Origin of the sequence: Enterococcus sp. S22(2020) (assembly GCF_020295385.1) — a bacterium.
GTDB lineage: Bacteria > Bacillota > Bacilli > Lactobacillales > Enterococcaceae > Enterococcus_L > Enterococcus_L dunnyi.
On record NZ_JACFUD010000002.1, the window covers coordinates 389774 to 402481 of the forward strand.

A 12708-nucleotide genomic window follows, 5' to 3' on the forward strand; every position below is an offset into this window, starting at 1 on the left:
AAGAGGTCGATATAGTAAAAAAAGTTCTGACTATTATTCTATTGACAATAGTTGGAAACCTTAGTATATTGTTGTCTAGCGACTATTATTTTATGAATAATAGAATGAATAAGGAGAACAGAATGGAAAAATTTGGGTTAGGTTATTTGGTATTTAGTTTGAGCTATTTATATTTATTTTATTTCATTTCCAAAAAAAATGAACAGTATCGGAAATTTGTATTAGCAGGATTTGTCATCATTCAGATGATTTATTTATCTTGGCGCTTGATTTATACCATTCCAAGCGGCAGCATTTCAGAAAGGATAGCTGGAAGTCTATTATATCTAGCAGAATTTATGGGATTTGTTCAGGCTTTTACGCTAGTCTTTTTATTTTGGACGCCATATAAGCGTAAAGAAAAGACACTTGATGCTTTAGAAAAATTGCCGACAGTAGATATTCTAGTAGCAACATATAATGAAAATATCGAAATTTTGGAAAGAACAGTTGTAGGCTGTTTGTCGATCGATTATCCGAAGGAACGATTGAATATTTATTTATGTGATGATGGGAATCGCTCGATCGTGAAAAAGTTAGCTGAAAAACATCATATTGGATTTATCGCCCGTCCTACACATGAGCATGCCAAAGCAGGAAATTTAAATTATGCTTTAACACAAACGAGCGGACAGATCATCGTGACACAAGATGCAGATATGGTGCCGAAAAGAGAATTTTTACAGCGAACATTAGGCTATTTTTCAGACAAAAAAGTTGGCTTTATTCAAACGCCGCAAACATTTTTCAATTCAGATATCTTCCAGCACAATTTGTATTTAGATAGTGAGATCAATAATGAACAAGATTTCTTTATGCGTAGCTTAGAAGAAGGGAAAGATCGCTTCAATGCGGTCCTTTATGTGGGCAGTAATGCATTATTTCAGCGGGAGGCGTTAGAGTCGATTGGCGGCTTTACGACCGGTGTGATCACAGAAGATATGGCTACAGGGCTGTTGTTGCAAAATAATGGCTGGCAAGGAGTTTTTGTCAATGAAACGTTGGCTTCAGGCCTTTCTCCTGAAACATTGGGTGATTACGTAAAGCAGCGTGACCGTTGGGGGCGCGGCAATGTTCAAGTAATCAAAAAATATACGTTGCAGAAACTCAAAAATTTATCGTTCATTCAAAAATGGTTCTATTTAGATGGTGTGATGTATTGGTATTCCGGTATGTATAAATTGATTTATTTGATGTCACCATTTTTATATTTAGTTTTTGATATTGCAAGCTTGAAAACTACATTAACACAATTGATCGTGTTTTGGCTGCCTGCCTTTTTATCTGGAAGTTTGATGTATAAAACAGTCGCAAGAAAAAAATATAATTCTTTCATAAGCAACATTTATGAATTAGTCACAGCACCCCAAGTATCCTGGGCTGTTTGGAAGGAAACCTTATTTAGTCCAAAGAAAAATAAGAAATTTCACGTAACGATCAAAGGAGTTCAAGGGTCTAAAGGATACTTTGATTGGCGCAATTGCAAGATGCAGATTTTATTATTGTGTATCAATCTGTTCACATTGTTCTACTATATTTTTCATTTAGATTTTCAACATCTACAATGGCAAAGTATTTTATCGATCAATCTTTACTGGCTGATATACAACATTGTCAGCTTAGTAGTTGCAGTCAGTGTCGCGTATGAACGTCCGCGTCTGCCGATGAGTATCCCAGTGGATCATCAAGGAGAAATGATCAAAGATGAACAGATCATTCCTGTCCAAATCAATTATTTAGGTGAACGAAGTGTCATTATCACTGTTGAACAAAATGATCCTTATTTGAGCCAATTATTAAATCAAGAAGAAGGGCTGCTTTCTTTTGAAAAAATAAAAGAAGTAAAAATGGTTCGTTCGCGTATCTTAAACTTGGATGGAAAAGTGGAGATCACATTCAAAATCCAAAAACTTTCCCGTAAAAATCATTATTTATGGTTAGGACTGATTTATTCAGATGCAGAGCATATAGGAGACATTCAGTCGATTCGAGTGAAATTTTACACACTATTCAAATATATCTTTAAAAACAAAAAAGATGCACAAAAAAATCAACAGTTACTGTTATAAAAGGAGCTAATTAGGCGTATGAAAAAACAAAGAATAATTATTATGTTAATTTTGATAGTTGTTGTTTTCACAAGTTGTACTAAGAATGCTGATCCCAAAGACGTGACGACAACTTTCATTAACAATGTCATATATGGTAAGGACAAAGAAAAGGCGGAGAAGTACTTTTATGATTTAGATGCACCCACTCAAAGTGACTTAGTTCAGGATTTTTCCGAACTATTTGATTTATCAGAAACTCAAGCTGAAGAACTAGTAGAAATTTATCAACAAAAACTAGAGAATGAAACGAGCTTCTCTGTCAAGATGAAAGAAGAGTCAGACAAAAAATCTGAGGCTGAGGTGACTATAACAGGGCTTGATCAAAGTACATTCGATCAAGTTGTTGATAAGAAAACAGACGAAGAATTAGTTAGTTGGCTACAAAACAAAGGATATGATCAAATCAAGACATTAGATGACATCGATAAGCTTACCGATGAAAAGCAGCTGAATAAATTATTGAAAGAATTGAATGGACTAAAAGATGAAGACCTTAATCAAATCCAATTTGAAGCGCTAAAAAAGACATTCAAAGAATTAAAAGCAGCGCCGAAATCTAAAACGATTCATATAGAGCTGGGGCAAGATAAAAAGGAAAAGAAATATTGGAAGGTCAAAGATGAAGAAAAAAGCTTTAATGAATTACTTGATGCATTCCAAGGATAACTATACTAAAGAATATGTTGATTAAGGAGAAGTTAGAATGAAAAAATTTATATTATTTTGCATAGCTCTTTTAATGATCGGTGTAGGTACGACCCAAATCGGCAGTACGACAGCAGAAGCTGCTTTTTCAAAAGATGAAGCTGTTAGAGAACGATTTGCTTTAAAAAGAGAACAGTTAGCTGAAGTTGTTTCTAAAAAAATTGCGCGTGTCGAGAATTCGATCAAAACAAAATTGAAAGAGCAGGAAGCAAAAAAAGCGCAGAAACAAAAAGAAGAAGAGACGAAGAAAGCGGCAGCTAAAAAAGCAGAAGAAGAAAAGAAAGCAGAAAGTGAGGCTCAAGAAGCTGCTCAAGTCGCTGAACAGCAGACTGTCGCCGAACAGCCAGTCGAAGCTTATCAGCAAGAAGAAACGGCTCAAGTCCAAGAAGAAGCAGGGGCGGCAACGGATGCTGTTTCCGGAGCCTCAGCAAGCGGACAAGAACGTGGGCAAAAGAATAGAGAATGGGGTAATCAGTTGAGCGATCCTAATTTGACACCGGCAGAGCGTCAAGGTATCATTCAAGAGAAAAAGAATTACAACCGTGGTAACTATTAGTAAGCTGAACAATAGATTTTCCCATGAATAAAATAGGTAACAGATACCGCTGTGTTAAAACGTATGTGGCGGTTTCAATGTACATTTTGTTTAGAAAGAATAGGTGCAAAAATTGGTCATGATTGTTTACTCATAGTTTATGTATATTATAGGAAGTATTAGAAACGGTCAGTAATTTGTCAATCAAAACTGTGATAAGGGGATTGAGCGATGAGGGCTTCAAGCCAGTTTAAAAAAGGTGCTTTAGAGATGTGTGTGCTTCATTTTATCCAAAAGGAAGATCGCTACGGCTATGAGTTAACACAACGAGTAAATCAATTTATACCAATTACTGAAGGGGCACTTTATCCGGTGTTGCGTCGGTTAGTCAAAGAGTCCTACTGCATTATTTATGCCAAAGAATCACCCGATGGACCTTCTAGAAAGTATTATCAGATAACAGATAAGGGACAAGAATATTTGGCACTTTTGGAACATGATTGGGACGAGTTTGTTGATCAAGTAAACGAGTTGAGGAGGGCAGATTAGTGAGTACGATGGAGGAATATTTAGACCAGCTAAAAGCTGCTTTTGCTGAAGAAGATATAGAAGAATTCAATGAGTTGAAAGAAGATCTACTGGAGCAGTTGGCTGTGTGTTTGGAAGATGGACAAACAGAAGCCGAAGTTGTAGCTAGACTTGCTTCACCGCAGGAAATTGCGGCTGATTATTACGCAGATCTAAGTTTAGATGCTGCAATCAATGCGAAAACATCTGTTGTTCCTCGGGAAGAGATTCAAGATGTTTTTATTCAAACACAGAAAAAGAGAATGCAAAAGTTATTAAAGACGGTGATTAAAGTGTTAAAACCATTGATATTACTTTTGTTAGTGGCAGAATTTTCTTTTTTTCTCATCTATATAATCAAAGAACTGCTTGAAGAAAAAAATCTTGCTGGTATTCCGTTGGTTCTTTGTTTTTTAACAGCAGCATTGATCCTTCAAGTAGTAAAGAGCTGGTTCATTGAAAAGAAAAAGTTGATAAATATCTTCTCTACAGCAGCGTTAGTATTAGGTCTAGGGGTATTGTTGGTATTTTCTCTCACAGATCGTTTGATGTATACAGGTAGACAGTATTATAAGGAGATCGAACTTTCTTCTAGTAAAAATGCTTCATTCAGTTTTGATTCAGATGCAGATGTCGAAATCACAACTGTGGAGGTTTCTAGCACAGAAAAGCCAAGTTTGATGGTTAAGGGAAGATTTAAAGAAAGCGATATTCAAAAGATCGAAAAAGGTTCTTATAAGAACAAGGTCGATTTGACACTTGATGAAGAGAATATCTTTGATACATTCACTAAAACAGGGCGTTCAGAAGTGATGTTTTTTATCCCAAAGGGAACGATTCTTGATGATTTTCACTTAGGTCTAAGTCAAGGAGATTTACGCTTACTGGACATTCAGACGAAAAATTTTGATTTGGATTTAACTTCAGGAGATGTCTATGCTAAGAATATTATTGCGGATGAAGGTCATGTGAAAAGTGATTTTGGAGATGTGATCATTGAAGAATCTGCAATGAATCTAGCGGTGAAAAGTGACTCTGGAAAGACTGTTATTACGGGAATGCTGGGTGATTTGACGATCGATGGCAACAGCGGACTGTCTATTTTGAAATTCTTGCGCTCAGATAATATCGTATTGAACAACCATTCCGGTCGAATGATTTTGGAAGATACTGAGACAAAGAAACTAAAAGCAACGGCTACAGATGGACAGGTCATTGTTAAGAGAACAAAAGGTGATCTACTGATGAGCAATGAAAAAGGCAAAATCGTTTCAGAGGAGAATAAAGGAGAGCTGGAAATAGAAAATATTTCTGGACCGATCATTTCGATTCAAGATAGTAAAGTAAACGCCAAAGTATCCAGTCATTCCGGCTTTATTAAGTGGCTTCAAGATCCTGCTCAACCAGTGAAAGTCACAGCGAGCACAGGAACAGGGGAAATAAAAAATGATTTTTCAAAAGTACCTTCTGGCAAATATAGTATTGATGTCCAGTCAAAGACTGGTGATGTCAAGATTTTGAAAAAAGTAGAGTAACTCTAAGAAATATAACTATTTATATACACATAGGGAAAGTGGAGTTAGATTGAGTCTAGTCTAATTCCACTTTCTAATGTATAAAGCAAAAAGACGAGTATCATAAGGAGAGCATATGTTTAATAAAGGAAAAATCAAAAAGTGGTTTAAGTATGGGGAACAAGCTATGGAAGCTAAAGATTATAAGCAAGCAGTCTATTTTCTTAAATTGGTTATTGAAGGAAGTATGAAACATGGCGGTGTTCGATTCAATGATTGTTTCAATGCGCTTGTTCATTTAGGCGATATCTATAATGAAGAGCAATGTTTTGAAGAAGCAGACCAGCTTTATCGCATGGCAGCAGGAATGGACTCTTCGGCCAAATATGTGTTGCTGAAGGATGAAATTTTCCATACTGAATTTGGCTATGAGACAAATCGTAAAAAATGGCTGAAAAGAAATATGATCGATTACACAGATATCATTCAGGCGAAGAAAAAGAACCATTGGGGATTTTTGATCGATGAGACAAAGACAGAAAAGCAAAGTGGAACAGCACTTAAAAAAATGAAAAAGCAGAGCAAAACAGATCCATCTGAGGAGTCCATTTGGTCTTATGGTGATTATCTTGATACATCCACTTTTTAAGTTGGTAAAAATTATAAAGGTCATGAAAAAAATGAAATAAATAGAAATTATTCTGACAGTTTGTTGACTATGAAATTGTTTTTCTTTAAAATGAATAGTAGATAGAAACGAATAAAATAAAAAAGGCACTTCACAAATCAGTTGGCGCTGATTTATGAAGCCCTGAGAAGTCAGAAAAGGCTGACCAATCAAGTTGCCCGTGTTAATGTATAACATCAACACTCTCCATTTTACTCAATTTTGAGGAAAATATCTAGGATTTTCTTCATATAGAGCTAGGTGGCTGTGTGATGCTTATTTACTGAACATGCAATGGTGTTGGTGTAGTTTGCCAACACCTTTTTTCGTTTGTTTCTATCTGGAAAGTGTAAAATCTGTAGGATGGATGCTTTAGGATTGAAGCCGACAATCCTAAAGTAATCAGCTGTTCTTGATTTTACACTTTCATGAACGGTCAAGAATATCCTGAATCGGATGATCAACGTTTAGGTGGTAATGTTCGATCCGATTCAACTGATCTTTGATCATTCAATGATATGGACAGGGATAGCCATTTTTAGATGAATAAAAGAGAATTGTCGTAGAATCACTTTTAGCTCGTCTTGGGTTATAGCTGTCCATATTTTCATTTGTTTACTGAGCAGAAGCTAGACTTGATCATCTGTACTGAAAAGCTAGTCGTACTGTTTTTGTTATGTGTGCTGCTTTCTTCATAGCCAGATAGAGTAAAAAATGTTAGAATAGCCAAGACAAATCAAGTAGAAAGAGTGACAAATATGCTTAGTACAGAAGATTTTGATTTTGATTTACCAGAAGAACTGATTGCTCAAACACCGCTGAAAGATCGGACAAGCTCACGACTTTTAGTTTTGAACCGTGAAACAAAAGAAATAGAAGATAAACATTTTCATGACATCATTGATGAATTGAACGCCGGTGATGCTTTAGTTATGAATGATACACGCGTGCTGCCTGCACGTTTATATGGAGAAAAACCTGATACAGGCGGACATTTAGAAGTACTTCTTTTAACGAATACAGAAGGAGATACTTGGGAAACATTGATCAAACCCGCCAAAAGAGCTAAAAAAGGCACTGAGATTCATTTTGGTGATGGACGTTTGAAAGCGACCGTTGTTGAAGAGCTGGAGCATGGCGGACGAATCGTTGATTTTACTTATGATGGGATTTTCTTAGAGATTTTGGAATCCTTAGGAGAGATGCCTCTACCGCCGTATATCAAAGAACGCTTAGAAGATCCAGAACGATATCAAACAGTGTATGCAAAAGAGAACGGCTCTGCCGCTGCACCTACGGCCGGTTTACACTTCACACAAGAATTACTTCAGAAGATACAGGCAAAGGGTGTAAAGCTAGTCTATTTGACCCTACATGTTGGTCTAGGAACATTTCGTCCAGTCAATGTAGAAAATATCGCTGAACATGAAATGCACAGCGAATTTTATCGGTTGACAGAAACAGCTGCAGAACAGTTGAATGAGGTTCGGCAACAGGGTGGAAAAATTATTGCAGTTGGAACGACCTCTATTCGTACGCTAGAAACGATCGGTACAAAATTTGATGGACAGATCAAAGCAGACAGTGGCTGGACAGATATTTTTATCACACCAGGTTATGAGTTTAAGATCGTTCAAGCTTTTTCAACGAACTTCCATTTACCGAAGTCCACATTAGTAATGCTAGTCAGTGCATTTGCTGGACGTGATTTGACATTAGCTGCTTATCATCATGCTATAAATGAACGCTATCGCTTCTTTAGTTTTGGAGATGCAATGTTCGTGAAATAATATAAAAAACTCATCGACTGCTTGTTCTTTTAAGGAAAGCAATTGATGAGTTTTTTTTGGATTCGAGGCAGTAATAGTTATAAGCCGCTTAGTAGTAATGTTTGAGATAATTCTCTTTTACGAACGGATCTCGGTAGGAAGCAACGAATTTCATCTTCATTGAATCCAATTTGCAGTCTTTTTTCATCGATCATGATTGGACGACGTAAAAGACCTGGATTATCTTTGACTAGCTCTAAAAGTTCGTGTAAAGGTAATTCATTGATATCTATCGCTAATTTTTGGAAGATTTTGGAACGAATCGAAATAATATCTTCAGTTCCTTCTTCTGTAAGAATTAATATATTTTTAAGTTCATCTAAGGTAATAGGTGTAGTGCCAAAGTTTTTTTCTTCAAATGGAATCTCATGGTCAATCAGCCATTTTCTCGCTTTTCTACATGATGTGCAGCTATTTGTCGTATAGAGTTTTAACATAAATTTCATATCCTTTCGAAAATATTGGTACATACCTCTTAACAACTATAATATACTAAAAGTACAAAATTCACAAAATAAATGCTTGCGAAATGGCTGATTATTTCTATCAAAAGAGAGAAATAAATAAATATCTCGATTTTAGTGTTATTTTTTATAGGAATCAGTTGCTTTAACAAGTTATCTTGGACTTTTATTCTGTTATCTTTAAAACTGAGGATAGGAGAGGGAAAAACGGGAGAGAATGTTCCATTTGACTCGAAATAAAGTAACAAGCTCTTCGATAAAATAAAATTAGCATAGTATTTTAACTATTTTTTTATTATTATTAAGGTATGATACGATCAAGGAGAGAAAAAAATGATTGAAGAGATAACGTATAGTTATGCGACGACGATTTCAGAAAGGATTCAATGCTGGAAAGATTTGAAGATAGATGGTGAAGAAGAAAAACAGTTCTTAAAGAAATGGCAGGGACGAAAAAGCTTGTTAACACCAGCTGATTTTAATACAATGCTCAAGCAATATTCCTACGATGAGCATCTGTTTAGTAGAGCTTTTCTCCCCTTTACTGAAGAACGGGCGAAACAATTGCTACCAGAAATCGAAAAGAGTCAGTGGTTCCGATTGCATCAACAGTTATTTACAGATGAAATCCCGCTTAAGGAACTAAATTTAAGTGCTGCGTTACGTTTCCATTTAGCTTTTTACGAAAAACATATTCGTACCTTGACTGAGAAATATTCAGAAATCCATATAACAGAGGAAGTGATCAGTGATTTAGTTGACCAGTTGAGAAAAGAATTCTTTTTTATTTCTCAAAAAACGCTTGCATGGGATGTTCATCAAATGATAGAGGAATATCAACTAAAGGGAGAATCGAAAGAAGCGGAATTTGTCAGCTATATTAAAGAATTTCTTGGGGATAAAGAACGAACTTTTTTGTTTTTTGCAGAATATCCGACCTTGGCTCGACTTCTAGCTGTCAGATTGACATTTGCCTGTGAGGTGATTGAAACTTTTCTTGCTTCTTTGAGCCATTCGGCAGAACAGCTAATTAAACTTTTTCAGGTGGACTCCCCCTTTAAATTGACAGAAGTTTTAGTGGGGCAGGGGGATAGCCATGAACGAGGAAAAACAGTGATCCAGTTTCGATTAGGAGACGTTCCTTTAGTATTTAAGTTCAAAGAATTAAAGATCGGTGAACGGTTTAATGAGCTGTTGACCTATGTGGAAGAAATAGACAAAACAGCGTCATTTTACAAGGTCCAGCGTTTAGTCCAGCCCGATTTTACAATCGAGGAAAAGGTCAGTTATAAAGAATGTACAAAGGAAAATGAGGTTGTTGAGTTTTATCAACAGTACGGCAGATTATTGGCATTGACTTACTGGTTAGGTGCAACTGATCTGCATATGGAAAACGTGATCGCACACGGAAATCAGCCAGTTTTAATCGATGTAGAAACGCTAATTCGTCCGGAGATACTTCATACAAAGAAAAACACTCGGCAATTAAGAATAGAAAAAAACTCAGTGATTGTAACAGGCTTGATCCCACAAAGAAAGCAGTGGAAGCGGGAAGTAGAACTTGATGCATTATCAGGCACGAAGCAAAAATTGCCTCAAAAAGTCAGTCGATTAAAAGAAGAGTATTCAAGTGAAATTGCGTTCCATTTAGAAGAAGCCTACATGCCAGCAGCTAAAAATATTCCAGCTCTAAATGGCATTGAAGTGGATTATCATAAGTACCGGAAGGTTATCCTGTCGGCGTTTAAAGAGATGAACACACTTTTGCTTAAGAATAAAGCCGTTTTCATAAAAAAAGTTAAGGAACTTTTTTCAGGGGTACAAATTCGTCTGATTTACAGAGATACTCAGGATTATGGGAATTTATTGAATTTTACGCTGCATACAGATTGTATGTCTAACTACATCGAACGAGAAAAGGTGATCGAAAATGTCTGGGCTAGTAAGGTCGTGCCGAAAGCACTTATTTCTACTGAGGTCGAGTCATTGTTAGTGCACGATATTCCTTTTTTCACAGCGAATACTTCTTCGACGAGTATTTACGCGAATGGCCAAGAATTTCGACAGATGCTAAAATATTCTCCTTTGGAAGAGACTGTGGCCCATATGGAACAAATCACCAAAACAACCAGCCAGTTTTCCTATCTTTTATTGAAAGAAAGTCTTGAGATGCTGGAATATGATTTACAGAAAATTGAGATTCCAGAGAAGAATCCAGCTGTTCAAGAGCCATTACTAAAAAGAGCCGCAGATATTGGAGATAAAATAATTGAGCAACTTGCCATAGATACAAAAAGGCAAACGATAGACTGGTTATCTATTTTGCCCGCTGATGATCATGACGTAGTCGTTTCCTATCCAGGGAAAGATCTTTATGAGGGGAGCGGCGGCATCTATTTATTTTTTGTTTACCTTAATCACTATGTCCCTAAAAAAATGTATCAATGTGTGATCGATTTGCTGGAAAAAGAGATTTTTGATTCTGAGGATACTGAAGAAGTTTATGAGAGCGCCTTTTTCTCTGAAGGAATGCGTCTTACCGTAGCTTTTTACGCCTATAGATTGCTTGGCGATGAAAAATATCGACAATATTTAGAGGACAGTCTGGAAGTATTGCTACTTAATTCAAATTCGCAAAATGATCAACAAAGTGAGTGGATCTATGGAAGAAGTAGTTTGCTTGCGGTATTGGCAGCGATTTATCAAACACTGAAGCTCCCGATAGCTAAACAAGTGCTTGCAAAATATATGGACTCAATGACGTGTCAGGAAATGACAGATAACAGTTTTGCTCATGGATATGCTGGAGTTTTGTATGGTGTGTATCAGGCAAGTCGAGTATTACAAGATAAAAAAGCAGAAACTATTCTTTTATGGTATAAAGAAAAATTAGCGATAGAGGATATAAAAAATGATTCATGGTGTCGTGGTTCATTAGGGATAAGGCATGTTTGTGAGATGCTTCAGATCGATTTTCCTATAGAAAAAATGAAGAGTCTACCATTCCAAAATGATTGCTTATGTCATGGAGCAGCTGGGAATGTCGAAGATTATACAGATAATAATTTGTTATTAAACAAAAAGAGCTTCAACTTGAAGACTGATACTGAAAGTTATCCAATCAGTCTCTTTGGCGGCTTAGCTGGAATTGGGTACCAATTATTGCGAATATTTAACGTACATGAAGTTCCGTCAGTATTATTTATCCAATAAACAATCTGAAAAAAGAACTTTACTTATTTAGTGGAACATCTTATAATCAAATTATTAAGATAAGGGGGAGAAAAAATATCATGAGAAAATTATCTATTGAAAAAATGGAAACAGCAAAAGATACGAAAAAAGTGGATGCGGTTGTTGGAGCTTCATTTGAAAGAAGTAAACGGACTGACGATATGATGGAGCAAAAAGAAGAAAATGAGACTGCTATTGGTTGGTGGACTGTTCTGATATGCTTCTAAAAATAAGAAAAAGAACTAGATGATCCTAGTTCTTTTTTAGTTTGATTTTAGTTTGATTTTTTTAAAATCATAATGCCGAAAGCTTCTACTCCTGATATAATAAGCAACACTAAATTGATCATCCAATAATAAGATACTTGGTTGTAGGCTACAATGTCATAAAGTGTAGTGCCTAAAATAAATAGTAGGACTATCGTAACGATAAATGAAATAAAGCTCGCAGTTGAAATGATTTTCTTTCCTCGTTCATCTTTTCCCTCTTTACTAAAGAAGAAATAGACTGAGTAAATAATAAAAATCAAAGAAAGTCCAATAATCAAAAAACTAGACCAATGATTTACAGGCAAGTTATCAAAAAAAGATTTAAGTGATTCGATCATAATTTATCCTTTCCTTCCGTTAATCGGTTTCTTCGCTTGTTTGCTCGTCGTCTGTTAATTTTTTGAAAGTGAAGATTTGTTCAATCGGCACTTCAAAAACATCTGCTATGTCATGAGCCAATAAAAGGGAAGGATTGTACCTATTTCTTTCTAGTTGAATGATAGTTTGTCTAGATACTCCTACTTTATCAGCAAGTTCCTGTTGGGTCATGCGTTTCATAGCTCTGTAGACGTGAATGGAACTCTCAAAGGATGAGTTCTTCTTTTTTGGCAATGCAAATCCCTCCAATAGTCTAATTTATGTATCAAATAAAAAGCGCATAGTCACTATACCATATCTTACTTTCACTTACAAATATCTTGCAAAGAAAAAAGCCAAGCTTCTCGACTAGCTTGGCTTTCGTTTCCGGAAGGAATCAGTGTATTGATTTATATT

Annotated in this window: 12 protein-coding genes; 9 read left to right on the plus strand and 3 right to left on the minus strand. The window is 35.9% G+C overall.

The genetic code is table 11. The features are described from left to right. Positions 1-122 precede the first annotated feature (122 nt). The 7 genes from H3T55_RS04725 (at position 123) to queA (ending at position 7928) form a co-directional block, all read left to right on the plus strand. Entirely contained in the window at positions 123-2108 is a 1986-nt protein-coding gene (locus H3T55_RS04725; protein ID WP_225533560.1) for a glycosyltransferase, read from the plus strand. An 18-nt stretch (positions 2109-2126) separates the two neighbouring features. Further along, on the plus strand, positions 2127-2816 hold the full coding sequence (locus H3T55_RS04730) for a hypothetical protein (RefSeq protein ID WP_225533561.1): 690 nt from the start codon (positions 2127-2129) through the stop codon (positions 2814-2816). Positions 2817-2853: 37 nt separating this feature from the next. Further along, on the plus strand, positions 2854-3411 hold the full coding sequence (locus H3T55_RS04735) for a hypothetical protein (protein WP_225533562.1): 558 nt from the start codon (positions 2854-2856) through the stop codon (positions 3409-3411). Between the two features lie 210 nt (positions 3412-3621). Continuing rightward, complete coding sequence (locus H3T55_RS04740; protein WP_087640883.1) at positions 3622-3939, plus strand: PadR family transcriptional regulator; 318 nt, start codon at positions 3622-3624, stop codon at positions 3937-3939. 8 nt (positions 3940-3947) lie between these two features. Continuing rightward, the gene (locus H3T55_RS04745) at positions 3948-5492 is read left to right on the plus strand and encodes a DUF4097 family beta strand repeat-containing protein (protein ID WP_225533713.1); all 1545 of its coding nucleotides are present in this window, start codon (positions 3948-3950) and stop codon (positions 5490-5492) included. Between the two features lie 115 nt (positions 5493-5607). After that, positions 5608-6120, plus strand: coding sequence for a hypothetical protein (locus tag H3T55_RS04750; RefSeq protein ID WP_225533563.1), 513 nt, complete (start codon positions 5608-5610; stop codon positions 6118-6120). A gap of 776 nt (positions 6121-6896) precedes the next feature. Beyond that, a complete protein-coding gene (gene queA / locus H3T55_RS04755) occupies positions 6897-7928 on the plus strand; it encodes a tRNA preQ1(34) S-adenosylmethionine ribosyltransferase-isomerase QueA (protein ID WP_087640886.1) in 1032 nt (343 codons plus the stop codon). Between the two features lie 77 nt (positions 7929-8005). Here the strand turns inward: queA and spxA are convergent, their stop codons facing one another. After that, complete coding sequence (gene spxA, locus H3T55_RS04760; RefSeq protein WP_087641539.1) at positions 8006-8404, minus strand: transcriptional regulator SpxA; 399 nt, start codon at positions 8402-8404, stop codon at positions 8006-8008. A gap of 360 nt (positions 8405-8764) precedes the next feature. Between spxA and lanM the strand changes: the two genes are divergently transcribed. Next, positions 8765-11644, plus strand: a complete 2880-nt coding sequence (gene lanM, locus H3T55_RS04765) for a type 2 lanthipeptide synthetase LanM (RefSeq protein ID WP_225533564.1) — start codon at positions 8765-8767, stop codon at positions 11642-11644. A gap of 80 nt (positions 11645-11724) precedes the next feature. Continuing rightward, positions 11725-11892 carry a hypothetical protein gene (locus H3T55_RS04770; RefSeq protein ID WP_176372828.1) on the plus strand — a complete coding sequence of 56 codons (168 nt, stop codon included), beginning with the start codon at positions 11725-11727 and terminating at the stop codon, positions 11890-11892. A gap of 47 nt (positions 11893-11939) precedes the next feature. Here the strand turns inward: H3T55_RS04770 and H3T55_RS04775 are convergent, their stop codons facing one another. After that, the gene (locus tag H3T55_RS04775; protein WP_087640888.1) at positions 11940-12272 is read right to left on the minus strand and encodes a hypothetical protein; all 333 of its coding nucleotides are present in this window, start codon (positions 12270-12272) and stop codon (positions 11940-11942) included. A 19-nt stretch (positions 12273-12291) separates the two neighbouring features. After that, complete coding sequence (locus H3T55_RS04780) at positions 12292-12546, minus strand: helix-turn-helix transcriptional regulator (RefSeq protein WP_086329112.1); 255 nt, start codon at positions 12544-12546, stop codon at positions 12292-12294. Positions 12547-12708: the final 162 nt, after the last annotated feature.

Bases quoted from the DNA above. Each gene is read 5' to 3' on its own strand.
- spxA (WP_087641539.1), bottom strand. From the start codon at position 8,404: ATGTTAAAACTCTATACGACAAATAGCTGCACATCATGTAGAAAAGCG.
- queA (WP_087640886.1), top strand. From the start codon at position 6,897: ATGCTTAGTACAGAAGATTTTGATTTTGATTTACCAGAAGAACTGATT.
- H3T55_RS04775 (WP_087640888.1), bottom strand. From the start codon at position 12,272: ATGATCGAATCACTTAAATCTTTTTTTGATAACTTGCCTGTAAATCAT.
- H3T55_RS04745 (WP_225533713.1), top strand. From the start codon at position 3,948: ATGGAGGAATATTTAGACCAGCTAAAAGCTGCTTTTGCTGAAGAAGAT.
- H3T55_RS04740 (WP_087640883.1), top strand. From the start codon at position 3,622: ATGAGGGCTTCAAGCCAGTTTAAAAAAGGTGCTTTAGAGATGTGTGTG.
- H3T55_RS04730 (WP_225533561.1), top strand. From the start codon at position 2,127: ATGAAAAAACAAAGAATAATTATTATGTTAATTTTGATAGTTGTTGTT.
- H3T55_RS04750 (WP_225533563.1), top strand. From the start codon at position 5,608: ATGTTTAATAAAGGAAAAATCAAAAAGTGGTTTAAGTATGGGGAACAA.
- H3T55_RS04735 (WP_225533562.1), top strand. From the start codon at position 2,854: ATGAAAAAATTTATATTATTTTGCATAGCTCTTTTAATGATCGGTGTA.
- H3T55_RS04725 (WP_225533560.1), top strand. From the start codon at position 123: ATGGAAAAATTTGGGTTAGGTTATTTGGTATTTAGTTTGAGCTATTTA.
- H3T55_RS04770 (WP_176372828.1), top strand. From the start codon at position 11,725: ATGAGAAAATTATCTATTGAAAAAATGGAAACAGCAAAAGATACGAAA.
- lanM (WP_225533564.1), top strand. From the start codon at position 8,765: ATGATTGAAGAGATAACGTATAGTTATGCGACGACGATTTCAGAAAGG.